This window comes from Curtobacterium sp. SGAir0471 (assembly GCF_005490985.1).
Taxonomy (GTDB): Bacteria; Actinomycetota; Actinomycetes; order Actinomycetales; family Microbacteriaceae; genus Curtobacterium.
The window spans coordinates 481793-506238 of the sequence record NZ_CP027869.1; the positions used below are offsets into that span (position 1 = coordinate 481793).

Consider the following 24446-nt stretch of genomic DNA (forward strand, 5'->3'; position numbering starts at 1 on the left):
GGGAGCGACAGGACGCCGCGAACGGTTGCGCGCATCCTGTCGCTTTCGCAGAGGACTCAGCGCGGAGGACTCAACGCGGGACCCAGCGCGGCGGACTCAGCGGGAGAGCGTGATCGCACCCGACCACCCGCCCGGCGCTGCGAATGCGCACAGCCTCGGGCCCGGTTCACCCCCGGGTGGGGGATCGTTCGCCGTCCGGCAACCACCCGTCCCTAGGTTCACCCTGTTTCCACACCGGTACAACAGGAAGGGGCGTCGCCCGCGGGCGACCACCACCACATGCGCAGATCCGCCCTCCGCGGAGTGACCGTCGCCGCCGTCGCGACCGCACTCGTCGTCGGGTCGCCGCTCGCCGCCCAGGCCGCGACGTACCCGAGCGACTCCACCAAGCCCGACCTCGTGTCGCTGCTGAACGGCTACGACCAGTACTGGACCTCCAGCGGGAAGAACGACCTGCACGGCACGGTGAACGACCCGGCGACCCTGGCGACGAACGACCAGCTGACGTCGTGGATCAACCAGCACGCCACGAAGGCGCAGCAGTTCACGGCCCTGCAGGACGCCGAGTACAACAACGCGTCGAACACCGCCTACGACCAGTCGTTCACGGTGTCGCAGGGCCTCGGCGACGTGCTGAGCAAGTTGTTCGTGCAGGGACGCAACAACGGCGACCTCCCGCTCGTGAACGCCCTCATCAACTCCTCGAACGGCACCAGCGGCGCCTACGTCGGCACCGGTGACGCGAAGGCGCACTACAGCTACCCGCGGCCCTACCTGCCGTCGGACCCCCAGGCGACGCTGCCCGCCGGCGACGACACCGCGAGCTGCAACCCGGCGACCGTGAACGCCTCGTCCCTCGCCGCGAACCGCACCGGCAAGGCATGGGCGGACGCGAAGGGCAACCTCACGATCACGCGCGTGCCGGCCACGACCGACACCACGCACGAGTTCTCGCCGAACGACGTCGTGCTCGACGCCGGCTACGGCCAGAAGGGCATCTGCACCGGCGGCTCGTACCCCTCCGGGCACACCACCACGGCGTACCAGGCGGGCATCACCCTCGCCACGCTCGTGCCCGAGCTCGCGCCGGAGATCCTCGCCCGCACGTCCGAGGCCGGCAACGACCGCATCGTCCTCGGCGTGCACTACCCGCTCGACATCATGGGCGGACGCATCGACGGCGAGGCCGCCCTGGCCGCCCGCTGGTCCGACACGCAGTACCGCACCGAGGTCCTCGAGCCGGCCCGTGCCGAGCTGACGAAGTACCTCGAGGCCCAGTGCGGCGGGACGCTGGCGGAGTGCATCGCCGCGGAGAAGCCGTACACCGACGACCCCTACGGCGGCCAGGCGATGCCCGGCGGCACCGCGCAGGTCGTCACCGACCGTGCCTCGGCCGTGCAGGTCTACCGCGAGCGCATGACCTACGGCTTCGCGAAGACCGGCACCGCGGGTCTCGCCCCGTCGGTCCCGACCGGTGCGTCGAACCTGCTGCTCTCGACCTTCCCGACCCTGACCGACGCGCAGCGCACGCAGGTGCTCGCGCAGACCGAGATCGCCTCGGGCTTCCCGCTCGACCAGTCCGGCACCGCGAACGGCTCGTGGGAGCGTCTCGACCTGGCGGCCGCGACGAGCGCGACCGTCGCCGTGGGCGCGGACGGCACCGCGACGGTCGTCTCGACCGGTGGCGAGGCGCGCGTCGTCTCCGGCGTGCTGACCGCCCCCGAGGGCACCTCCGTGCAGGCCGGCAAGATGATCGCCCTCGCCGGCACCGAGCTCCCCGCCGGCTCCACCCTGCAGGTCGTCCTGCGGTCCGACCCGGTCGAGGTCGGCACGCTCACGGTCGACGCCGACGGCACCGCGACGGGCTCGGTGACGATCCCCGCGGACACCACGGTGGGCGCGCACACGCTCGACCTGGTCGACGCGTCCGGCGACTCGGTGCTCGTGACGCCGCTCGCGATCACCGTGACCGCGGCGCCGAGCGCGGGTGGCTCGACCGGTGGGACGGGTACGGGGACCGGCAGCGCCGGCACCACCGGCACGGTCCCCGCCGGCGTGCACCTGCCGGTCGTCAGCGGCTGACACCCGCCCACCGCCGGACGGGAGGCACGTGGCCGGCCCGACCCGCTCCTCCCGTCCGCATCCGCCGGACGGGAGGCACGTGGTCGGCTCACCCCGCTCCTCCCGTCCGCATCCGCCGGACGGGAGGCACGTGGCCGGCCCGACCCGCTCCTCCCGTCCGCATCCGCCGGACGGGAGGTGCGTGGTCGGCTCGCCCCGCTCCTCCCGTCCGCCGTCCCGCTTCCCCTCGCACCACCGGAGATCCCCGTGCCGCACCGCAAGACCTGGACCACCCTCGGCGTCGCCGCCGTCGTGGTCGCCGCCGCCGCGATCGCGGTGCCCGCGCTGACCGGCGCCACCGGCGGCGAGGCCCTCTCGGCGCCGTCCCACCGATCCACGGCGACCGCGAGCGCGGCACCGTCCGTGCCCACCGTCGACGCAGCGGCGCTCGCCGCACTGCCCGAGGCCCGCTACTCGGCGGTGGTGAGCGGCCTGCTGCCCGTCGAGCGGACCGTGTCGTCCGCCGAGGTCTTCCGACTCCGCGCCGACGCCCCGCTGTTCGGGACCGACCGGCAGCACCCCGTCGCGCGCTTCGCGGCCACGGACTTCCTCGGCCAGCCGACCACGGTGGTCGGTCTGCGGCACGAGGGGGCGTGGGAGCTCGTCCTCACGCCGGCGCGGCAGGCGCTGCCCTCGACGGCAGGCGGGCACGCCGCCGCGCAGACCGCCGCGTGGGTGCCCGCGGCGTCGCTCGAGCAGCAGGCGACACCGACCTCGCACGTGGTGATCTCGACGGCGGACCAGACCGTGTCGATCGTGTCGTCGACCGGACAGGTGTCCCGGAGCTTCCCCGCCGGGGTCGGCACGCCGGACACCCCGACGCCGACCGGGGTGACGGGCTACCTGGAGCAGCGGTACGTCGACCCCTCGCAGGGGACGGGCGACCACCCGATCCAGCTGACCTCGCTGCACTCGAGCGCGGACGACGAGCCGTACGGCGGGTCGGACGGCGGGCTCATCGGGCTGCACTGGAACGCGGCGGCCTCGGGGGCGGTGTCGCACGGGTGCGTCCGGCTGTCCGCAGACGGGGTCGCCGCGATCGACGCGCTGCCGCTCGGGACGCTCGTGACGGTGGAGTAGCGGCCGCGCCGGCCGCGCCGGCGCCGGTGTGCCTCGATTCTTCCGCGAGAGCGACAGGCCGCCGCGAACGGTTGCGCGCGTTCTGTCGCTTTCGCGGACCACTCGAGCCGTGAGCTGTGAGCCGTGAGCCTTGAGCCGTGCGCCGCGTCCTGGTGCGCACCGCGGGCCGCCGGTCGGGGGCGCCGGGTACGCTCGGGCCGGTGACCGACGGGACCGGACCGCTGCCCCGCACCGTGCTGTCCGGGGCCGGTGCGACCGTGCGCCGACTGGTCCACATCTCGCGGCCGGTCCTGTGGATCAACACGATCGGCTCGGGGATCGTCGCCGTCTGGCTCACCGGCGCGCTGTTCGACCTCCGGGCGCTGCCGGTCCTGATCTGGTTGACGCTGCCGTTCAACCTGCTCATCTACGGCGTGAACGACGTCTTCGACCAGGACACCGACGCGACGAACCCGCGCAAGGGCTCCATCGAGGGCGCACGGATCCGGCAGTCCGAGGTCCGGCTCATCCTCTGGGCCGTGGCGGTGACCAACGTGCCGTTCCTCGTCGCCTTCCTGGTCACGCTGCCGCCGGTCGCGACCGCCGCGATCCTGCTCTACGCCGTGGTCTTCGTCGGCTACTCGGCGCCGCCGCTGCGGTTCAAGGCCCGGCCGTGGCTCGACTCACTGAGCAACGCCGCCTACGCGTTGCCGCTGGTCATCGTGCCGTTCGCGCTCGGCGACGAGCCGGTGTGGGCGGCCGCGGTCGGCCTGATGGCCTGGAGCGTCGCCAAGCACGCCTTCGACGCCGTCCAGGACATCGTCGAGGACCGCGACGCGGGCATCACCACGACCGCGGTCCGGCTCGGGCCCCGGGGCACCGCCCTGTGGAGCGGGGCGTGGTGGATCGTCTCGACGGTGCTGTTCGCCCTGGTCAGCCTGCCGGTCGCCGCCGTCAACGTGCTCATCGCCGGTGTCCTCGTCGTGCGCCTGCTGCGCGACCCGACACCGGAGACCGGACACCGCCTGTACCCGCTGTCCGTCGCCTTCCCGTACATCGCGGGGTCCTTCGCCGGGGTGCTGCTCCTGGTGTCCATCGTCCTCGGAGGTGGCCGGTGAGCCGCATCGTCGTCGTCGGGGGTGGCATCGGTGGTCTCGCCGCCGCCGCTCTGCTCGCCACCGCGGGGCACCGGGTGACCCTGCTCGAGGCATCGGACCGGCTCGGCGGCAAGAGCCGTCGCATCCAGCTCGGCGAGGACCGGATCGACACCGGGCCGTCGCTCGTCACCTTCCCCGCGGTCTGGGACGAGCTGCTGCGGCGGCTCGGGGACGGCCCGGGCGGCACCGGTCGTCCGCTCGAGGACGGGCACCTCGACCTGGTGCGGATGCCCGAGGTGGGGCGGTACTTCCACCGGGGCGAGGAGACCGCGCTGCCGGTCGCCCCCGACCACCCCTGGTACCCGGCCTGGCGACGGTTCGCCGACCTGCACGCGCCGCTCGCCGACGACGTCACCCGGCTGCTGCTCGCCGACCCGCTCGACCGGGCTGCCCTGCCGGCCGTCCGACGACTGCTGTCGGTCTACGGCTCGCGGCTCACCACGCGCGCGTACCTCGACGGGCTGCCCTGGCTACCGGACGGGCTGCGCGAGGTCATCGCGATCCACACCCTGAACGCGGGGGTGTCCCCGGCGCGCACCCCGGCGCTCTACGCGAGCATGCCCGCGATCATGGCGGAGACCGGTGCCTGGGTGCCGGAGGGCGGCGTGTACGAGGTCGTGCTCGCCCTGCAGCGACTGGCCGAGGCGGCTGGCGTCGACGTCCGCACCGGCGAGGCCGCCACCCACATCGACCGCGGCGGCGTCACCACCGAGGGCGGACGCCGCGTTGCGGATCTGGTCGTCAGCGCCCTCGACGCCGACCGGCTGGCCGCGCTGACCGGTCCGTCACCGGTGCCGTCGCTGCCCCGGTCACTGGCCGCGCCAGTCTCCGGAACGCTGTCCCGCTCCCGCTCCCGCTCGCGCTCTCGGTCCCGCGCCCTGTCCTGCAGCGCCGTCGCGCTGTACGGCGTGCTGCGCGAGGAACTGCCGGCAGGCCTGGCGACGCACAGCGTCGTGCTGCCGACGAAGCCGGACGCACTGCACCGGAGCCTCGAGGCGGGCGACGAGCCGGCGGACACCATGGTGTTCGTCAACCACTACCGCGCCGGCGAGCTCTCCCCGAATCCGCACGGCACCGTGGGGGTGCTGCTCACTGCACCCGCGGACGGCGCGCACTACACGGTCGATCACCCCTTCGTGCGGCGCGAGGTCGACCGGGTCTCGGCGGCGCTCGGCCTCGACCGGCCGGTCACGGACCTGGTCGAGGACCACGTGGTCCTCGACCCCGCCTACTACGGCACCGGCGGTGAACCACACGGGGCGCTCTACGGGACCGCGCGACCGCCGTGGCAGAGCGGCCCGTTCCACCGGCCGACCTACAACGACCGGTGGCGGCCCTGGCTCTGGCGGGTCGGCGCGTCGGTGCACCCCGGCGGTGGGATCCCGGCGGTCCTGGGCGGGGCGATGATCGCCACGCAGCGACTGCTCCGGTCGAACCCGGCCTGAGCGCACTGCCGGTCCGGGCGCTCCGCGCGAGGCCCCGGCCTGGACGCTCCGCGCGGTTCCGGCCCGGGCGCTCCGCTACATCTCGACCTCGATCGGCTCGGCGCGGACGAGCTCGTGCACGCCCGCGATGACCTCGCTCGGGCGGAACGGGTAGCGGTCGATCTCCGCCTGGTCGCTGATGCCGGTCATCACGAGGACGGTGTGGAGCCCGGCCTCGATGCCGGCCTGCACGTCGGTGTCCATCCGGTCGCCGATCATGCCGGTGTTCTCGGAGTGCGCCCCGATCCGGTTCATCGCCGAGCGGAACATCATCGGGTTCGGCTTGCCGACGACGTACGGCTGCTTGCCGGTGGCCTTCTCGATCATCGCGGCGATCGCCCCGGTCGCCGGCAGGACCCCCTCTGCCGACGGCCCGGTCGCGTCCGGGTTCGTCACGATGAACCGTGCACCGTCACGGATGAGCCGGACCGCCTTCGTGATCGCCTCGAACGAGTAGTTGCGGGTCTCACCGACGACGACGTAGTCCGGCGCGGTCTCCGTCATGATGAACCCGGCCTCGTGCAGCGCCGTCGTCATGCCGGCCTCACCGATCACGAACGCCGAGCCGCCGGGCATCTGCGAGCGGCAGAAGTCCGCCGTGGCGAGGGCCGACGTCCAGATGCGTTCCTCGGGCACCTCGAGCCCCGACCACCGCAGCCGGGCGCTGAGGTCACGGGGCGTGAAGATCGAGTTGTTCGTCAGGACGAGGAACTCGGTCCCCTCGTCCAACCACTGCTGGATGAGCTCCGGAGCCCCCGGCAGTGCCTGGTTCTCGTGGACGAGCACGCCGTCCATGTCGGTCAGCCAGCACTCGACTTCGTCGCGGGTCGCCATGGCCTCAGCGTACTGGGACCCCCGCGCGCCGGACCTGCGTGGTCACCCGGCTGTGGAGAACTGGCCGACCGGACACCGAGCGGAGTTCGGCTTTGGGCTACGATTTTCGGGACACGTACCGGATCAAGGAGGCCTCCCCGTGCTCGTCGACCCCGGCAACCCGACCGCCCAGCCGCGAACCACCGCCGAGACCGGTGCCGCCGAGACCGGTGCCCCCGAAGCCGCACCCCGGCGGCGCCGCGGACGCCCGAACGTCCTGAGCCGCGAGCAGGTGGTCGACGCCGCCACCGCCATCGCGAACGAGGAGGGCCTCGACCGCCTGTCCTTCCGCGCACTCGGCGCCCGACTCGGCGTCGCTCCGATGACCGTGCACCGGACGATCGGCGGCCTCGACGACCTGCACGCCGAGCTCGTCCGCCGCACCGTCGACGAGTTCACCGCGACCTTCGTCTGGCCGGACGACTGGCGCTCCGTCGTGCACGTCTTCGCCTGCACCTTCCGCGACCTCATGCGCACCCACCCCCTGGTGCTCGAGTCCCACAGCCAGCGTGCCCCGCTCGCCTCCACCGAGTCGGACGCCGTCGTGGCGAAGGTCGTCGGCGCCCTGCAGCAGGCAGGACTGCCGGAGCGCGAGGCCATGTACGCGTTCTTCGTCGTCTACGACTTCGTCGTCGGGCACGCCGGCGTGCAGGTCGGCCGCGGCGACTCCGACGCGGGCCGACCGGAGCGGCACCGGGTCGTCGGCGAGATCCTCGGCGAGCACTCCTACGACGACCGCTTCACGCTCGGCCTCGAGATCATCACCGCCGGCATCGAGGCCCGCGTCGCCGCGCACGGCACCCGCGGCGGAGACGTCGCCGCGCACGGCACCACCACGCCGTGAGCACGGTCGACCCGCAGCAGGCCCGCCGCGAGCGCGAGGCCCGGTACCGCGGATCGACCACCGCCCTGACGATGACCGTCGTCGGCGCCGTCCTCGTCGTCGCCGCGGGCGCCGTCGGCGGACTCGCGCTCTCCGGGTTCGTCCTGCGGGTCCGGACGGCGATGGTGAACAGCGTCTTCTCCGACAGCCCCGAGCCGGACCCTCACCTGTGGGCGGCTCCCGTGGCCGTCGTCGCCACCCTGGTCGCCGTCGGCCTCCAGACGAGGTGGAACCACCGCTGGTCCGGACGGACCACCGACCTGGTCGGACCGGGACCGCTGCCGCTCTGGCTCGTCGGCGCCACCGCATGCACCTGGTGGGCGACCACCACGCAGTGGCCGACGCCCGACCGCATCGGCGTGGCCGTCGACCCGACGTTCGGTCACGACGAGACCTGGCGCGCCGCGACGTGGATCTGGTACGCGTCCGAGTGGTGGCTCCCCGGCCTGTCCACCGTCGTGACGGTCCTCGCGCTCGTCGCCGGCGGCACGACCCGGATCGGCCGCGGTGCTCGCCGCGCCCGGCTCACGGAGGTGCTGGCCGACGGCCGTCGCACCACGGGTGAGGTCACCGCAGTCAGCGGCGGCACCACGCCCGACGCGTCCCGGACCCTGCTGCGGTGGACCTTCTCGTTCGTGGACCTGCACGGCGTCCGGCGCTGGGTCGAACGCACCGAGGGCTTCACGCACGGCACGGCACCAGTGCTCGGTGAGACGGTGACGGTGCTCTACGACCCGGACCGCCCCGGCGACCGGAAGCGCATCTTCACGACGACCGGCAGGGGCGACGAGCCCGAGGACTTCCTGCGCCCCGGCACGACCTGACGCCGGTCGCCGGCCTGGAGGCACGGGGCCGGCACCCTACGCTGGTCCTGTGACGGGACGGACGGGTGTCGACGCGCGGGTCGCGCGGGCGCTCGCCGTGTTCGCCACCGGTGACCGTCGCGCCGCCTGGGAGTCGCTGACGACGATGGCCCGACAGGACCCCTCCGAGCCCGCCTGGCGTCGGGCCCTCGTGCAGACCTACCGTGTCGCCGGCCACCCGGACCAGGCCGCGCGGTGGGGCGCCGCCGAACCAGCGCTCCTCGACGACCGGGAACGGCGGCTGCTCCGCCGCGCCGCGGCCCGTGCACGGTCGGCGGCGGAGCTCCGGTCGTACCTCGCGCTGCCGGTCCTGCCGCCGGAGCTCGACGCACTGCTCCCGCCGCGCGCCGAGCAGCGCCGGCACCGACTGGGTCCGCTCGCCGACGGGTTCGAGAAGGGGGCGCTGGTCGTGTCGTCCCTGCTCGCCGGGCCCGCGATCGCGATCGGCATCGTCGTGACGCTCGTGCGGGCGTTCCTCGGCGACCCGTCCGCACACGACGTGGCACAGGTGACGGCCGCAGGCGTGCTCGTCTCGGTCGCGGGGGTCGGGGCACTCCTGCTCGTCGCCTCGGTGCTCCGTGCACGCTGGGTCCGGGCGGCGCTGCTGCTCGTCGCCGTGGTGGCAGCGGTGGTCCTGCTCGCGGCCGCCGACCCGACCTCGTCGGCACCGTTCGACGGGGCGGCCCTACCCTGGGCACCGTGACCGCACAGCCCGAACCGACGCACGAGGCCACCACCAACGGCGTCGGGCCGCACCCCGAGCCGTGGCCGGACGACCCGCGGCTCGACCCGGAACTGCTCGCGACGGGGGACACCCGGAACGTCGTCGACCGCTTCCGGTACTGGTCGATGGACGCGATCGTCGCCGAGCTCGACACCCGTCGGCACACCTTCGACGTCGCGATCGAGAACTGGCAGCACGACCTGAACATCGGGTCGATCGTGCGGAGCGCGAACGCGTTCCTCGCCGGCACCGTGCACATCATCGGGCGGCGTCGGTGGAACAAGCGCGGGGCGATGGTCACCGACCGCTACCAGCACGTGCGGTACCACCCCGACGTCGCCGCGTTCCTGGCCGCGATGCACGACGAGGCCAGGCCGGTCGTCGCGATCGACAACACCCCGGGCGCCGAGCGCATCGAGACCGCGGCGATCCCGGAGCGCTGCGTGTTCCTGTTCGGGCAGGAGGGGCCGGGGCTCACCGACGAGGCAGTGGCCGGCGCCGACGCCCACCTCGAGATCACGCAGTTCGGCTCGACGCGGAGCATCAACGCCTCGGCCGCGGCGGCGATCGTCATGCACGCCTGGGTCGTCCAGCACGCGGAGCTGCCCACCGACTGACGCGCTCGTCGATCGGCGGCGTGCGTCAGTGGGCGGCGGTCGTGCGGCGGGCGACGAGGCGGGGTTCGACCAGGGTCTCCTGTGCGGGGGCGTCCGGATCGGCGATGCGGGCGAGCAGGCGCTCCCCGGCGCCGCGGCCGATCTCCACGCTGCGGTCGTCGATGCTCGTCAGCCCGACGTAGGACGACGCCGCGAGCGGGGTGTCGTCGTAGCCCATCACCGACACGTCCTCGGGGACCCGCAGCCCCCGGGCGGCGAGCCCGGACATCGCGCCGAGCGCCATCACGTCGTTCGCCGCGAACACCGCCGTCACGTCGGGGTGGGCGTCGAGCAGGTGCCCGACCGCCTCGGCGCCGGCCTCCTCGGTGGGTTCCACGGGCATGACGTGGGTGACGAGCGAGGCGGGCGCCGGGGCGGTGGTGACCCGTGCCTCCAGGCCGGTGAGCCGCTCGGCGGACGCTGCCGAGCGTCCGCCGACGAAGCCGATGCGCGTGTGCCCGAGGGCGAGCAGGTGCTCGGCCGCCATCCGGCCTCCGGCGCGGTCGTCGTTCGCGACGGTGTCCGCGCGGGGGAGGACCGCGCGGCCGCCGGCGACCACGACCGGCATGCTCGCCGGGATCGCGAGGTCGGTGTCGGGCTCGCCGGCGATGACGATGCCCTCGACGCGCATCGACAGGAAGCCCTCGACCGGTGACGCGTCGAGTCCGGTGTTGAGGAAGCGGTCGGCGACGACGAGCCGGTGTCCCTGGTCCTGCAGGGCCTCGCGCAGGCCGGTGAGCAGGTCGACGAACCACTGGTTGCGGAAGTCGTCGAGCACGACGCCGATCGTGCGGCTGCGGGTGCCGGCGAGCGAGACGGCGGCGGTGCTCGGCCGGTAGTCGAGTTCCTGGATGGCGCGGAGGACGGCCTCGCGGCGCTGGTCGCTGACCTTGGGGGAGCGCTGGAGCACGAGCGAGACGAGGGACTTCGAGACCCCTGCGCGTGCCGCGACGTCGTAGATGGTCGCCGGTTTGCCGTCTGCGGTGGCGGACCTGCCGTCTCCCATGATCTCCCTCGACCGGTAGTGGTGTCCCTCGATCGTAGCCGCCCCGCCGCTCGCGGTTGTCAGGACATGGCGGGGCACCGGGCGGGCGGCGCGTTCGTCGATGGAGCAGACAACGTCGAGCAGAACGGCACCACTCGACGTTTCCTGCTCCATTACTGGCGGTGCGAGTCCTGCACAGGGGAGCTCGAGCGTCCTGCTGCCCACAGGATCGGTGTGCAGCTCGGCTCGACGGTTGCGACGCACGGACCCTTGGACCATGCGCCCACGACCACTGCCGAAGAGCCTGTCCGCTCGGAGCTTCGACGTTCACGCCGCAGATCGTGAAGGCGTGGTGCACCGCGAGCGGCTCCGCCGGTCCGACCTGGTCCGCCCCACGCGCTCGATCCGCTGGCATCAGCAGCGTCCGCCGACCGGTGTCGATCGCATCAGGGCCTTCCGACCCGTGCTCGGGCCGGGGCAGTTCATCAGTCACCTCTCCGCGGCGGTCCTCTGGGGCCTGCCCCTGCCACGCGATCGCCCCGGCGACGACCCGGTCCACGTGACGAGCATCCGACCGTCCGCTCAGATGCGCCGCGAGGGCGTGGTCGGGCACCGGACCACGGAGGGCGCAGCCATGGTCCTGACACGCTGGGGGATGCGGACGAGCGCGCCGGCCGCCGCCTGGGTGGAGTGCGGGGCACTGCTCGACCTCGACGACCTCGTCGTCCTGGGCGATGCGGTGCTGTCGAGCCGAGCGTGTGCGACGACCGTCGAGGAACTCGCGGCCGCGCTGGCAGTCCGGGGGCGCTGCCCTGGCGCGCGCAGACTCCGGGCGGCGCTCGGACTGGTCCGCAGGGGGAGCGGATCTCCCCAGGAGACGCGGGCGCGGTTGGGCATCGTCCGCGCCGGCATCGCCGAGCCCGAGCTGCAGGTCGAGATCCGCGACGAAGCGGGTCGGTTCGTCGGTCGCGCGGACTTCGCCTACCGACGCGAGCGCATCGTCATCGAGTACGAGGGAGACCACCACCGCACGGACCCAGCGCAGTGGGAGTCCGACCTGCGGCGCTACCGCGCCTTCGCGCGTCTCGGCTGGGCGGTACTGCGATGGAGCCGGAGTGACGTGACGACGCACCGGGCGGCAGCGCTCGAGGAGCTGGCAGGGTTGCTACGACGCCGGGCGTAGCTTCCGCCGCATGGCGACGCTGCTGCTGACGGGTGCTGCTGGTCGGATCGGTACCGCGCTGCGGCCGAGACTCCGTGAAGCCGGACACGAACTGGTGCTGTTCGACGAACGCGAACCCGCGGACCCCGTCGCAGCGGGCGAGCGACTCGTCATCGGCTCCGTGGCCGATCTCCGTACGCTCGACGATGCCCTGGCCGGCGTGGACACCGTGGTGCACCTCGCGGGCATCCCGACCGAGGACGACTGGGACGAACTCGTCGCGGTGAACCTGACCGGTACGAAGAACGTGCTGGAGCGTGCGGCCGCCGCCGGAGTGTTGCGTGTGCTGCAGGCGAGCTCGATCCATGCCGTCGGCCGTGTGACGGAACCGGAGCAGGCGCCAGCGAGCATCCCGGGGGATCTCCTGCCCCGCCCCGACACGTACTACGGCGTGACGAAGGCCGCGATGGAGATGCTCGGGAGCCTGTTCGTCGACCGCTTCGGCATGTCGATCGTGTCCGCCCGGATCGGAGCGTTCGGCGAGCGGCCGACGAGCCGTCGGGCGCTGCTGATGTGGACGTCCGGTGACGACCTCGCACGCCTGGTCGGGGCGACGCTGGGGCTGCGCGAGCCCGGACACCACGTCGTCTGGGCGCTCTCGCACAACCAGGGCAGCCCCGCCGATCTGCGTGCCGGGGAGGCCATCGGCTTCGTGCCGGTCGACGATGCCGCCATCGTGCTCGACGATGGTGAACGCTCGGCGCTGCCCGACGAGGACATGCGCTTCCTCGGCGGTGCGCTCGCCGACGTGCCGCTCGGCCGTCGGTCTACCTGACGCGCCTGTACTCAGGACCAGGGCGCATCGATGGAGCAGAAGACGTCGGGTACGTGACCGTGACCCGACGTCTTCTGCTCCATGAACGCATCACGCCGGCGCGGCGCCGCTCCGCGCCGGGCGCCGCGCCGCGCCGCGCCGCGCCGCGCCGCGCTACCCGATCAGGCTCGGCCGCAGGTCGCGCAGCGTCCGCGAGCGGGTCTGCCGCGCCGTGACGACGTAGGACACGAGCAGCGCGCCGAGCAGCCAGCACGCGAGCACCCCCGCGTCCGACCACACCGCCGCGAAGGACCCGCCGTACATCGTCTGACGGATCGCGTCGACCGAGTACGTCATCGGCAGCGCGAAGTGCAGCGCCGCCAACGGCCCCGGCAGCGTCTGCCACGGGAAGGTCCCACCAGCGGTGACGAGCTGCACGAGCATGAGCACCAGGCCGAGGAACTGCCCGACCGACCCGAGCAGCACGTTCAGCGCCATGATGATCGCCGCGAAGGTCGCCGACGCGAGCACCATGATCGCCACCGTCGGCCCGGCGTGCACCACGTCGAGGTCGAGCGCGAACCGGACGATCAGGAACAGCGCCGCCATCTGCACGAGCCCGAGCAGCGCCGGCGTCAGCCATCCGCCGAGCACCACGCGCAGCGGCTTCTTCACGGCGGTGATCGCCCGCTTCGAGATCGGCTTGAGGATGAGGAACAGCGCGTACATGCCGATCCAGGCGGCGAGCGAGATGAAGAACGGCGCGAGGCCGGCGCCGTAGTTCGACGCCGCGGCCACGTTGTCGTCGCCGACCTGCACCGGGTCCGAGATGACGGACGCCTGCGCGGACCGCTGCGACGCCGTGGATGCCGGGATCTTCGTGCGGCCCTGGTCGAGCTTCGCCGCGAGCTCCTTCGAGCCGTCCTCGAGCGACTGCAGCCCGGTGGACAGCGAAGCGGCGCCCGACGCCGCCGAGGCCGAGCCGTCGGCGAGCGAGGCGGCGCCGGAGGACAGCGTCGGTGCCGCGGCGGCGAGCTTCGACGTGCCCGCGGCGACCTGCGACGAGCCCGACGCCAGCTGCGACGCACCGCTCGACGCCGACGCGATGCCGTCCGCCAGCTGCGGGGACGCCGCCGCGAGCGCCGACGTGCCGGCAGCGACCTGCGCCGACCCGTCGCGGAGCTGGTCGACGGCGGACTTCGTCGACGCGTAGGTCTGCTTGGCCGAGGCGCCGGCACCGTTCACGTCGCCGACGGCCTTGGTGATGGCGTCCTGCTGCGCCTGCGTCAGCGTGGCGCCCTCGGGCAGGTTCGCCGTGATCTGGGCGAGCACCGCGGTCGCGTCGATCGGCTGGACCGCGTCGACGTCGGCGCTGACCGAGTCGACCTTGTCCGCGAGCGCAGCGTTGCCCGCCGCGACCCGCTGCGCGCCGTCGTTCAGCTGCGCGGTCTGCGACGGCAGCGACGCGGTCTGCTGCTGGGCCGACTGCAGTCCGGACGCCAGGGTCGCGGCGCCCGACGCGACCTGCTGCGCACCGCTGTTCAGCTGCGCGGTCTGCGACGGCAGCGCGGCGGTGCCGGACGCGAGCTGCGCGGCACCGTCCGACAACTGCTGCGTGCCGGTCGCGAGCGAGGAGGCACCGTCCGCCGCCGTGGTCGCTCCCGACGCCAGCTGCCCGGCTCCGTCGACGGCGTCGCCCAGGCTGTCCCGCACGTCGGCGAGCCCGACGAGCAGCGTCTTCGCGGCCTGCTTGCCGACCCGCTCGGCGACGGCCGTGCGCATGGTCTTGCCCGCCTGCTCCGCGATGGTCGACGCCAGGTACGAGTTCGTGTCCGCGGTCGTCATGACGAGTTCGGCCCGCTGCGGGTCGTCACCCTGCGCCGACACCAGGTGCTCGGAGAAGTCGTGCGGGATCGTCACGACGAAGTCGTAGGTGCCGTTGCGCACGCCGGAGCGTGCGTCGGCCGCCGTCGTCTCGGTCCACTTGAAGTCGCCGCCGTCGATGGCCTCCTTCGCGACGTCCTTGCCGTAGTCGACCCGGTCGCCGTCGAGCGTCGCGCCGGCGTCCTGGTCGACGATCGCGGCCGGGATCTGGTCGAGCTTCGCGTACGGGTCGCGGTTCGCCCACAGGTACGCGCCGCCGTAGAGCAGCGGCACCACCATGAGGGCGACGAACGCCAGCCGGGCGAGCGGCGTGGCGGTGAGACGCGCCAGTTCGGCGCGGATGAGCGAGGGGATGGTCACGCGGGTGCCTCCGTCGGGACGGTTGCGGGAGAGTCGGGGTCGGACTGGAGGCTCTGGTCGCCTCCGTCGGTCCGGGTCGCGTCGTCGGGACCCTCGGTGTGGATCGTGTCGAGCAGCTGCTCGACGGTGTCGGCGGCGGCCTTCGAGGTCACGAGCACGACGGTGACGCCCCGACGGGCGACGTCGCGAACCACCGCGAACCAGTCGGCCACGGCGCCCCCGTGCCGCTCGGGCGCGGTGAGCACGATGCCCGTGACCCCGTCCCGCAGCAGTGTGAGCTCCACGAGCAGCCGCACCCGCACGCCCGTCGGGACCCGCTGCACGGCCGTGTCGGCGTACTCCGACATGCCGAGCTCGTCGAGCACGGTGTCCACGTGCTCGCGCGAGGGCCGCTGCCCGGCGAACGCGAGCTCCTCGCGCACGATCTTCCGGAGCGTCATGACGGGGAACGGCTCGGCGACCCCGGGGGTGTCCACGAGCGCGAATGCCGCCCGGACGGCAGCGGCGTCCTCGTGCCCGTCGAGCAGCACCCGGCCGGAGTCGGGCCGCATCCGCCCGCCGGCGACGAGCGACGCGAGCACGGGCGCCTGCTCGGTCTCGACGGCGACGACTCCCGGACGCCCGGGAGCCGCGACGGCGGAGACGACGGGCAGCGCGGCACCGGGCTCGTCGCCGATGCCGACGTGGTCGAGTTCGAGCGTCATGCGCGGGTCTCCTGCTCGGTCTGCGGTGCGGGTACGGGGGAGGCGGCCGGTTCGGACAGCAGGGCCGTGCGCCAGTCGATGCCTGCGGTGCCGAGCGCGGAGAGCACCACGGTGCGCCGCCCGGCCTCGTCGCTCGTGCCGGTCCGGGTGGCCTCGTCGAGGACGGCGATGCACGCCGCCTCGACGAGCCGTGCCAGCGACTCGGCGTCGACGTCGTCACGCATGGAGCCGTCCTCGATGCCGAGCGCGCAGGCCTGCCGGACCTGGGCGCGCAGCGGGGCGAAGACCTCGGCCACCGCCTCGGCGAAGGGGCTGCGGACGGCCACGCGGGCCATCGGGCGGACGTGCGACACCTCGGACCACAGCGCGACCGCGAGGGCGGCGAGCCGTGCGGCCGGCGGGAGCGCCACGAGCGCGGACGAGTCGGGCATCGCGGCGGCGATCCGTGCGGCACCGGCGGTCACGACCTCGCGCACCAGGTCGTCGCGGGAGGGGAAGTGTCCGTAGACCGCACGGCGCGAGAGTCCGGCGGCGGTCGCGATGGTCTCGAGCCCGGCGTCCGGGTCCTGCTGCAGGACGCGCTTCGCCGCCTCGATCAGGGCAGCGCGGTTCTCGGCGGCGTCCCGTCGGGGAGCGCGCCCGGGCTGGTCGGCGGTGGTCCCGCCCCTGGTCGTACTGGTCACGACGTCAAGAGTAATAACGTGCACACCACTGTGCAAGTTAGTAGGGCACGTACCCCCGAACGAGGGCCAGTCCCCCAAAGTGCGGACTGTTCCACCTGTGAACGAACGCATAACTTCACAGGAATTCCCACCACGGACAGAGCCCGAGGAGTGCGCCCTGTGACACGTGCAACACCGAACCGTGCAGTACCCGAGCAACCACCCATCACCGAGCGTCGCACGCGGTCACGCGTCGCGCGCCTGGTGACCGCCGGCATCGCCGCCGTCGCCCTGTCCTGCGGCGGTCTCGCCGTCGGCGGAGCTGCGAACGCCGCGCCGACCGGTCTCTCCGCCGCCGACCTCAAGCTCGCCGCGCCCCTCCGCGACGCCAAGCCCCAGAAGACGGTCGCCGCGTTCGTGCGCACGACCGGCCAGGGTGCGCTGGAGGTCGACGCGCAGGCGAAGGGCGGCGACCTGACGAAGTCGAAGACCCCGTCGTCCGCCGCGAAGGAGCGCGTCCGGGCGATCACCTCGACCGTCGACGCCGTCCGGTCCGCTGTGAAGCGCTCGGACGCGACGGCCACCGAGCTGTACTCGACCGAGTACACGGTCCCCGGCGTCGCGGTCGTCGCCGACGTCGATGCGCTGCGTGACGTCGCGAGCCGCTCGGACGTCGAGAGCATCATCCCGCTCACCCCGAAGAAGATCGTCGACCCGACCCCGGGCGACGCGTCCAAGGCCCCGAGCGGCGTCGACCCCGACCTGGTGCAGCCGGGCGCGGACGGCGTCAGCCCGAAGAACGCGGCCAGCGACATCTACACGCGCTCGCTCGACGCGTGGCAGCAGACCGGGCGCACGGGCAAGGGCGTCAACATCGCCGTCCTCGACACCGGCCTCGACTACACCCAGGCCGACTTCGGCGGCCCGGGCACCACGGCGGCGTACCAGCAGGCCCTCGCGAGCACGAACGCGCCGGACCCGAGCTGGTACGACGGGAAGAAGTTCCTCGGCGGCTACGACTTCGCCGGTCCCACCTACAACGCGGACTCCTCGAGCGCGGGCTACGACCCGACCCCGAAGCCGGACGCGAACCCGATCGACGGCAAGGGCGGCGACCACGGCACGCACGTCTCCGGCACCGCCGCGGGCTACGGCCTGACCGCGGACAAGAAGACGTTCCGCGGCGACTACACGAAGCTCACGAACCAGTCCGTCCAGGACATGTGGATCGGTCCGGGCACCGCGCCCGAGGCCGGCCTCTACGCCCTCAAGGTCTTCGGTGACGACGGCGGATCGACCGACCTGACCGGTGCCGCGCTCGACTGGGTCGGCCAGGCGCTGACCGAGGGCAAGGACATCAACGTCCTCAACCTGTCGCTCGGCTCCGACTACGGCGCACCGGACGACCCCGACAACGCGAAGATCGACGCGCTCACCGCCCGCGGCGTCCTGCCCGTCATCGCCTCGGGCAACGCCGACGACTTCACCGACATCGGTGGCTCGCCGGGCAACGCCGAGGGCGCCCTGACCGTCGCCGCGAGCGCCACCGGCCAGTCGCTGTTCGACGCCGTCGAGGCCACCGCGCCGTCCGACGTCGCCGGCACCTACCGCGCGCAGTACTCGCAGAACTACCAGGGCAGCCTGCCGGTCGAGGGCGACGTCGTCGTGCCGACCACGAACATCGACGGCTGCCAGGCGTTCAGCGCCGACGAGGCCGCGAAGCTCAAGGGCAAGGTCGCCTGGCTGAAGTGGACCGACGGGGCGCTCGAGTGCGGCTCCGGCGTGCGTTTCAACAACGTCCAGGCTGCCGGCGGCGTCGGCGTCCTGCTCGCCGGGACGGTGACCAGCTTCGACTCCGGCATCGCGGGGAACGCGACCATCCCGGGTGCCGAGCTGACCTCGGACAGCGTGACGAGCCTCCAGGCCGCCGCGCAGGCCGGGACCCTGCACGTGCAGTTCGCACAGGAGCTCAAGGGCTACCAGCTGGCAACCGACCAGGCGAACGTGAACACGCTCGCGTCCTTCACCAGCCGTGGCGTGCACGGGTCGTTCGACGACATCGTCAAGCCGGACGTCGCCGGCCCCGGGGTCAACGTGATCTCCGCGGCCAACGGCACCGGCAACGGCCGCATGTCGATGAGCGGCACCTCGATGGCGACCCCGCACGTGGCCGGCATCGTCGCACTGACCTTCCAGTCGCACCCGTCGTGGACGGCACCGCAGGTGAAGGCCGCCGTGATGAACACCGCGACGCACGACGTCAAGCAGGGTGACCGGAACGCCACGCTGCTCCGCCAGGGCACCGGCCGCGTCGATGCGCTGCAGGCGGTCACCGCCGGCACCACGGTGCGCAGCGTCGAGAACGACCAGCTCGTCACCGCCTCGTACGGTGTCGTCGAGGTCAGCGGCAAGACCAGCGAGTCCCGCACCCTGCAGATCCAGAACACCGACGGCCGCCCGCACACGTACGACGTGGCGTACCAGGCCCAGGTGGACCAGCCGGGTGTCGCGTTCTCGCTGAGTACGAAGCGGGTCACCGCTCCGGCGCACGGCACCGCGACCGTCAAGCTGACGTTCACGATCGCCGACCCGACGCAGCTGCGTCGCGTCATCGACCCCACGCAGGAGTCGGTGCAGTCCGGCTACCAGCGTGAGTTCGTCGCCGCCGAGTCCGGCGTCGTGTCCTTCACGCCCACCGACAAGTCGCTCAACCCGATGCGCCTCGGCGCGTACGTCGCGCCGAAGCCGGTCAGCGCCGTGCACGGCAAGGACATCGCGTTCTCGGGCTCGACCACGACCGCGGAGCTCGCGCTCACCGGCCGCTCGGTCGACCAGGGCGACGCCGTCACCGGGTACCACTCGGTCGTCGCACCGTTCGTGCTGGGCGGGACCGACCCGCAGGAGCCCCTGCCCGCCGGTTCGGCGCAGCAGTCCCTGCAGGCCGCGGACATCCGGGCCTACGGCGCGAACGTCGACACGGCGTCGGGCACGCTCGCCTTCGGCGTCCAGACCGCCGGTGCCGACGCGAACCCCGGCGCGGTGACCAACGTCGAGGTCCTCATCGACACGAACCGCGACGGCACGCCGGACTACCTGGTGTACGACGCCAAGTCGGCCACGGTCGACGCGACGTTCGCCACCACGGTGGACCTGGCGACGGGCAAGACGGTCGACTCGCAGCCGCTCAACGGCGGCACCGCGGGGCAGGACGTCAACACGTTCGACAGCGCCGTCAAGGTGCTGACGGTGTCGGCATCCGCGATCGGTGCGACCGGTGCGTTCGACTACTCGGTCCTGACCGAGTCGGCGTACGCCCCGGCCCTGGCCACCAGCGGCTCCTACGTCGTCGACGAGACCGACTCGGCCACGTTCGACCCGTCGAAGCCGGCGCTCGCCTTCGCGCAGGGCGGCACCTCCGGTGTCCTCTTCGCGGACAAGGGCTCGCTGCAGGTCACGCGCCAGGCGGACGCCACGAACGCCCGGGTCCTGCTGCTCCACCTCGGTAACGCGGTGGGCGACCAGGCGGACGTGCTGCAGGCGGCGCAGACCGCGCCGACGCTCACCCTGCGTGAGGGCAGCGCCGTCACGATCTCGGGCACCCCGAAGGTCGGCAAGACGCTCAAGGCGAACCCGGGCTCGTGGGACGGCAAGAAGGTGTCGTACTCGTACCAGTGGCTCCGTGACGGTGTCGCGGTCACGGGAGCGACCGGTCAGCGCTACGCGCTCGGCACGGCGGACGCGGGCCACCGCTTCTCCGTGACGGTGACGGCGAAGGCGACGGGCTACCAGGACGGGACGGCGACCTCGGGCCAGACCGCGAAGGTGGAACCCCGCAAGAAGTGATCGACACGGACGCCCCGCCACCGACCGGTGGCGGGGCGTTCGTCGTCTCCGGCTGTCACAGGGCGCGATGCAGAGTGCGGCGATCGGACATGTAGTTAGGCGAACTAGGCAATCGGTGCGAGAGTTGTCGCATGCGATCCCACACCTCCCTGATGCAGCTCCGGGCCAACCCGATGGAGTGGCGGCGCCGTGGGCTGACCCCGCCCGACGCACTCCAGGCCATGGTCGAGGAACGACTCGCGCAGCCGGGTCACGCCCAGCCGGTCGGCGACCCGTCGTACCAGGACTTCTTCCGCGCCTGATCGCGGAACGTCACCACCTGACGGACGGGAGGCGCGGTGCCAGCTGGCACCGCGCCTCCCGTCCGTCGGGTGGTCCGGGCTCCTGTTGTGGTGCGTTCTCCACAGGCGGGTGGCGTGCAGGTGGACAGTCGATAGACTCGGGTGGACCATCGGCCCAGCCCGCCGGTGCGGTCCTCCGCCAACGTGAGGAGAACCTCCATGCCCGCAGCAGTCATCATCGGTGCCCAGTGGGGTGACGAGGGCAAGGGGAAGGCAACCGACCTCCTCGGCTCGCGCATCGACTACGTCGTGAAGTTCAACGGCGGCAACAACGCCGGCCACACCGTCGTCGTCGGCGGCGAGAAGTACGCGCTCCACCTGCTGCCGTCCGGCATCCTGACGCCCGGTGTGACCCCGATCATCGGCAACGGCGTCGTCGTCGACCTCGAGGTCCTGTTCCAGGAGCTCGACGCGCTCCGCGCCCGCGGTGTCGACGTCTCGAAGCTCCTGGTGTCCGCGAACGCGCACGTCATCACGCACTATCACCGCACCATCGACAAGGTGACCGAGCGGTTCCTCGGCAAGCGCCAGATCGGCACCACCGGTCGCGGCATCGGCCCGACCTACGCCGACAAGATCAACCGCGTCGGCATCCGCATCCAGGACATCTTCGACGAGAACATCCTGCGGCAGAAGGTCGAGGCTGCCCTCGACCAGAAGAACCACCTGCTCGTCAAGGTCTTCAACCGCCGCGCGATCGACGCGGACGAGGTCGTCGAGTCGCTGCTGTCCTTCGCCGAGCGCCTGCGCCCGATGGTCGCCGACACCGCGCTCGAGATCCACCGGGCGCTCGAGCGGGGCGACACGGTCCTGTTCGAGGCCGGCCAGGCCACGATGCTCGACGTCGACCACGGCACCTACCCGTTCGTGACCTCGTCGTCGGCGACCGCCGGCGGTGCCGCGACTGGCTCGGGGATTGGCCCGGGCAAGCTCGAGCGCATCATCGGCATCGTCAAGGCGTACACGACGCGCGTCGGCGCCGGCCCGTTCCCGACCGAGCTGTTCGACGAGTCGGGGGAGTTCCTCCGCGCCAACGGCTTCGAGTTCGGCACCACGACCGGTCGTCCGCGTCGCTGTGGCTGGTACGACGCCCCGATCGCCCGCTACACGGCGCGCATCAACGGCGTGACCGACTTCGTGCTGACGAAGCTCGACGTGCTGACCGGCCTCGAGACCATCCCGGTCTGCGTGGCGTACGAGGTCGACGGCGAGCGCGTGGACGAGGTCCCCGTGAACCAGTCGGACTTCCACCACGCGAAGCCGATCTACGAGGAGTTCCCGGGCTGGACCGAGGACATCACGGGCGCCCGCTCGTTCGAGGACCTGCCGAAGACCGCGCAGGACTACGTGCTGTCGATCGAGGCGATGTCCGGCGCGCGGATCTCGGCGATCGGTGTCGGCCCGGGCCGTGACGCGATCGTGGTCCGCCACGACCTGCTCGGCGCGGCGTCCTGAGCATGCGGATCCTGTTCGTCTGCAGCGGCAACATCTGCCGCTCGCCCCTCGGCGCCCAGGTGCTCGAGGCCCGGCTCGGCCCGGACGCCCCGGCGTTCACGGTCGAGTCGGCCGGCACCATCGCCGACGACGGTGCCCTGATGGACGAGACGGCTGCGGCGCAGTCGGCCCGTCTCGGCGGTGACCCGACGACGCACCGGTCGCGCTACCTGACCGAGCAGATCGCGGCGTCGGCCGACCTCGTGCTCACCGCGGAGCGCTCGCACCGCGCGGCCGTGGTGTCGCTCGCGCCGCGGGCGGCGAAGCGGGCGTTCACAATCAAGCAGTTCGCGCGGGTGCTCAACGGGCTCGAACCGGGCGACCTGGCCGGCATCGCGACCGCGCAGGACCTGGTCGACCGGGTCGCCCGGCTCCGGGGGACCGTGCCGCCGCCCGCCGACCCGGCGGACGACGACGTGGACGACCCCTACCGTCGGTCGGAGGAGACCCACGTGCGGGTCGCCGACGAGATCGACGCGGCGCTGGCCCCGATCACTGACGCCCTGCGCGCGCTGCGCTGACGGTGTTGCACGTCGAAGCCCCCGCCGTCGTGGCGGGGGCTTCGTCGTCTCAGCTCACGCCTCCGGCAGGCGGTACGTCCCGACGGTGATGGTGTGAGCGCCCTGACCGGCCAGCTGCCGCACGACGGCGTCGGTGCGGGCACGGTTCGGCACGGCGTGCTTGCGTGCCAGATCGGTGATCAGGCCACGCATCTCGTTGTCGTTCGTCACGACGGCCGTCGTCGCCGAACGCCCGGTCGGTGTCGTGCTCGTGCTGCGGTCCTCGGGGTTCACGTACGCGGCGGCGTCCCCCGAGTAGAACACGCACGAGTCCACCCACTGCGGCCCGTTGCCGTCCTCGTCCGCCAGGAAGCGCTGCAGACGCCGGGCCTGCTGCCGGACCTGACGCGTCGGGGCGTTCCCACCGGACTGCACGCGGACCTGCCACCAGTGCTCGACGTCGTCGGCGGAGTCGAGCACGCGCCGGCTGCGCACCTGGATCGCGAACGACCCGGTCAGCGACGACTCGTCGAGCAGGTTGCGGAAGGCGTGGTGCACGGCGCTCGGCTTGCGGCCGTCGAACACGATGCCGTTCCAACGCTTGTTCTCGATGACCAGCACGTGCCCGGACTCGAACACGAGCACGTGGTCGAGCTGGGCGGCGTAGCTGCGGTCGCGATCCCGCTCGCCCTGGGCCACCGGCACGAACACGACGTTCGTCAGCAGGGCACCGTTGATCCCGGCGGCCTTGCAGACCTCGAGGATCGTGCGCTGCGAGGCCTCCTCCCACCGCATGCCTGTCCGAGCGAGGGCGCGACCGGCCTCTGCCTCGGCGAGGGCCTGCTGGCGCGCGGCCTCGGCACCGGCGAGCTGGCGGCCGTGTTCGGCCTCGGCAGCGGCGGTCCGCTCGCGGTGTTCCCGCTCGAGGGTGCCGGTGCGGTGGTCGAGTCTGACCTCGGCGTCGGACAGGGCGGCACGGTTGGAGGACTGGGTCCGCCGCAGGACGATCACCAGGACGACCACGACGATCGCGAGCCCCCCGGCGACCACCCACGGCACGAGGTCGCTGGTCATGGATTCACCTCATCACAGCCCGGCGCGCGAGAGGCCTCCGGCTGCGGCGAGTCCGGCAGGACGCCGTGCAGCTCTGCGGGTCAGCGCGGCCAGGTCGCGACGACCGCCACCGCGTTGAACAGCACGTGCGCCACGATCGCACCGCCGATGCGGTTGGTCATGGCGACCAGGGTGCCGGTCAGCAGCCCGAGCACGAACGTCGTCAGGAACACCTGCACCCCGCCGAGCGACGTCGTCGCCGAGCCGAGGAACAGGTGGGACAGCGCGAACAGGAACGCCGTCACCAGGACGGCGAGCCAGCGCGTGCGGGGCGTGAGCTCCACGGCGAGCAGGCGCTGGAACAGCCCGCGGAAGAAGAGTTCCTCGAGCACGGGGCTGACGAGCACGATGCCGACCGCCGACACGAGCAGCAGCCCGATGTCCGGGGTGCCGAGCGACGGCGCGGGCTGCAGACCGCTCGTCCCGGTGAACGACAGCGCGAGCACGGCGTCGAACACCCGCGTCAGGATCACGATCCCGAGCGCGAACACGAGGTCGCCGAGGTCGACCCGAAAGCGTCCGAACAGGTCGCGGCCCGTCCGCCGCACGACCCAGACGATGCCGAACACGAGCGGCACCCAGACCGCGACGTCGCCGAGCAGGACCTGGAGCACCGGCCCGGGGACCGCACCGCGCAGCGTCAGGGTGCTCACGATCCGGGCGAGCACGACAGCCACGACGAGGGCGATGAGCAGGGCGACGAGGTCACGTTGCCGGGCGGTCGAGGGCTGGTTCGTGGCCACTTCCGGCTCGGAGGTCATGCG

General features: G+C 72.7%; 21 protein-coding genes. 14 read left to right on the plus strand and 7 right to left on the minus strand.

Annotated features, from left to right (window positions below; genetic code table 11):
* Nucleotides 1-279 precede the first annotated feature (279 nt).
* The 4 genes from C1N91_RS02340 (at nt 280) to C1N91_RS02355 (ending at nt 5782) form a co-directional block, all read left to right on the plus strand.
* Nucleotides 280-2082, plus strand: coding sequence for a phosphatase PAP2 family protein (locus tag C1N91_RS02340; protein ID WP_137766437.1), 1803 nt, complete (start codon nt 280-282; stop codon nt 2080-2082).
* A gap of 246 nt (nt 2083-2328) precedes the next feature.
* Complete coding sequence (locus tag C1N91_RS02345) at nt 2329-3201, plus strand: L,D-transpeptidase (protein ID WP_254678309.1); 873 nt, start codon at nt 2329-2331, stop codon at nt 3199-3201.
* Between the two features lie 200 nt (nt 3202-3401).
* Nucleotides 3402-4298 carry a UbiA family prenyltransferase gene (locus C1N91_RS02350; protein ID WP_137766438.1) on the plus strand — a complete coding sequence of 299 codons (897 nt, stop codon included), beginning with the start codon at nt 3402-3404 and terminating at the stop codon, nt 4296-4298.
* Entirely contained in the window at nt 4295-5782 is a 1488-nt protein-coding gene (locus C1N91_RS02355; protein ID WP_137766439.1) for a phytoene desaturase family protein, read from the plus strand. Before C1N91_RS02350 ends, C1N91_RS02355 begins: the two co-directional genes overlap by 4 nt.
* Before the next feature lie 75 nt (nt 5783-5857).
* Here the strand turns inward: C1N91_RS02355 and C1N91_RS02360 are convergent, their stop codons facing one another.
* The gene (locus C1N91_RS02360) at nt 5858-6655 is read right to left on the minus strand and encodes an HAD-IIA family hydrolase (RefSeq protein ID WP_137766440.1); all 798 of its coding nucleotides are present in this window, start codon (nt 6653-6655) and stop codon (nt 5858-5860) included.
* Between the two features lie 139 nt (nt 6656-6794).
* On the opposite strand from C1N91_RS02360, the gene C1N91_RS02365 reads away from it, so the two are divergent.
* From C1N91_RS02365 to C1N91_RS02380, 4 genes are read left to right on the plus strand one after another with little or no spacing between them, the layout of a single operon-like run.
* Nucleotides 6795-7538, plus strand: a complete 744-nt coding sequence (locus C1N91_RS02365) for a TetR/AcrR family transcriptional regulator (RefSeq protein WP_175415876.1) — start codon at nt 6795-6797, stop codon at nt 7536-7538.
* Nucleotides 7535-8401 (plus strand): DUF3592 domain-containing protein, encoded by an 867-nt coding sequence (locus tag C1N91_RS02370; protein WP_137766442.1) that lies wholly within the window; start codon nt 7535-7537, stop codon nt 8399-8401. Before C1N91_RS02365 ends, C1N91_RS02370 begins: the two co-directional genes overlap by 4 nt.
* A gap of 49 nt (nt 8402-8450) precedes the next feature.
* Nucleotides 8451-9143 carry a hypothetical protein gene (locus C1N91_RS02375; RefSeq protein ID WP_137766443.1) on the plus strand — a complete coding sequence of 231 codons (693 nt, stop codon included), beginning with the start codon at nt 8451-8453 and terminating at the stop codon, nt 9141-9143.
* Nucleotides 9140-9781, plus strand: coding sequence for a TrmH family RNA methyltransferase (locus C1N91_RS02380; RefSeq protein WP_137766444.1), 642 nt, complete (start codon nt 9140-9142; stop codon nt 9779-9781). The genes C1N91_RS02375 and C1N91_RS02380 overlap by 4 nt, the downstream gene beginning before the upstream one ends.
* Nucleotides 9782-9806: 25 nt before the next feature.
* On the opposite strand, the gene C1N91_RS02385 is transcribed toward C1N91_RS02380, so the two are convergent.
* On the minus strand, nt 9807-10826 hold the full coding sequence (locus C1N91_RS02385) for a LacI family DNA-binding transcriptional regulator (RefSeq protein WP_137766445.1): 1020 nt from the start codon (nt 10824-10826) through the stop codon (nt 9807-9809).
* A 256-nt stretch (nt 10827-11082) separates the two neighbouring features.
* On the opposite strand from C1N91_RS02385, the gene C1N91_RS02390 reads away from it, so the two are divergent.
* Together C1N91_RS02390 and C1N91_RS02395 are read left to right on the plus strand one after the other, a co-directional pair.
* Nucleotides 11083-11988 carry an endonuclease domain-containing protein gene (locus C1N91_RS02390; RefSeq protein ID WP_175415877.1) on the plus strand — a complete coding sequence of 302 codons (906 nt, stop codon included), beginning with the start codon at nt 11083-11085 and terminating at the stop codon, nt 11986-11988.
* A 10-nt stretch (nt 11989-11998) separates the two neighbouring features.
* Nucleotides 11999-12802 carry an NAD-dependent epimerase/dehydratase family protein gene (locus C1N91_RS02395; protein ID WP_058730125.1) on the plus strand — a complete coding sequence of 268 codons (804 nt, stop codon included), beginning with the start codon at nt 11999-12001 and terminating at the stop codon, nt 12800-12802.
* Nucleotides 12803-12955: 153 nt separating this feature from the next.
* On the opposite strand, the gene C1N91_RS02400 is transcribed toward C1N91_RS02395, so the two are convergent.
* The 3 genes from C1N91_RS02400 to C1N91_RS02410 are packed head-to-tail and all read right to left on the minus strand — an operon-like array spanning nt 12956 to nt 16412.
* A complete protein-coding gene (locus tag C1N91_RS02400) occupies nt 12956-15025 on the minus strand; it encodes a YhgE/Pip domain-containing protein (protein ID WP_137766447.1) in 2070 nt (689 codons plus the stop codon).
* Entirely contained in the window at nt 15022-15729 is a 708-nt protein-coding gene (locus C1N91_RS02405) for a hypothetical protein (protein ID WP_137766448.1), read from the minus strand. The genes C1N91_RS02400 and C1N91_RS02405 overlap by 4 nt, the downstream gene beginning before the upstream one ends.
* Complete coding sequence (locus tag C1N91_RS02410) at nt 15726-16412, minus strand: TetR/AcrR family transcriptional regulator (protein ID WP_254678310.1); 687 nt, start codon at nt 16410-16412, stop codon at nt 15726-15728. The genes C1N91_RS02405 and C1N91_RS02410 overlap by 4 nt, the downstream gene beginning before the upstream one ends.
* A 243-nt stretch (nt 16413-16655) precedes the next feature.
* Between C1N91_RS02410 and C1N91_RS02415 the strand changes: the two genes are divergently transcribed.
* The 4 genes from C1N91_RS02415 (at nt 16656) to C1N91_RS02425 (ending at nt 22590) form a co-directional block, all read left to right on the plus strand.
* On the plus strand, nt 16656-20234 hold the full coding sequence (locus C1N91_RS02415) for a S8 family peptidase (protein ID WP_175415878.1): 3579 nt from the start codon (nt 16656-16658) through the stop codon (nt 20232-20234).
* 131 nt (nt 20235-20365) lie between these two features.
* Entirely contained in the window at nt 20366-20536 is a 171-nt protein-coding gene (locus tag C1N91_RS16565) for a hypothetical protein (RefSeq protein WP_153257418.1), read from the plus strand.
* A 198-nt stretch (nt 20537-20734) separates the two neighbouring features.
* Entirely contained in the window at nt 20735-22030 is a 1296-nt protein-coding gene (locus C1N91_RS02420) for an adenylosuccinate synthase (protein WP_137766451.1), read from the plus strand.
* A 2-nt stretch (nt 22031-22032) separates the two neighbouring features.
* Nucleotides 22033-22590: an arsenate reductase/protein-tyrosine-phosphatase family protein gene (locus tag C1N91_RS02425; protein ID WP_137766452.1), complete on the plus strand. Its 558-nt coding sequence runs from the start codon at nt 22033-22035 to the stop codon at nt 22588-22590.
* Between the two features lie 54 nt (nt 22591-22644).
* On the opposite strand, the gene C1N91_RS02430 is transcribed toward C1N91_RS02425, so the two are convergent.
* Nucleotides 22645-23643: a nuclease-related domain-containing protein gene (locus C1N91_RS02430; RefSeq protein WP_137766453.1), complete on the minus strand. Its 999-nt coding sequence runs from the start codon at nt 23641-23643 to the stop codon at nt 22645-22647.
* Between the two features lie 80 nt (nt 23644-23723).
* Complete coding sequence (locus C1N91_RS02435) at nt 23724-24443, minus strand: CPBP family intramembrane glutamic endopeptidase (RefSeq protein ID WP_137766454.1); 720 nt, start codon at nt 24441-24443, stop codon at nt 23724-23726.
* Between the last annotated feature and the right edge of the window lie 3 nt (nt 24444-24446).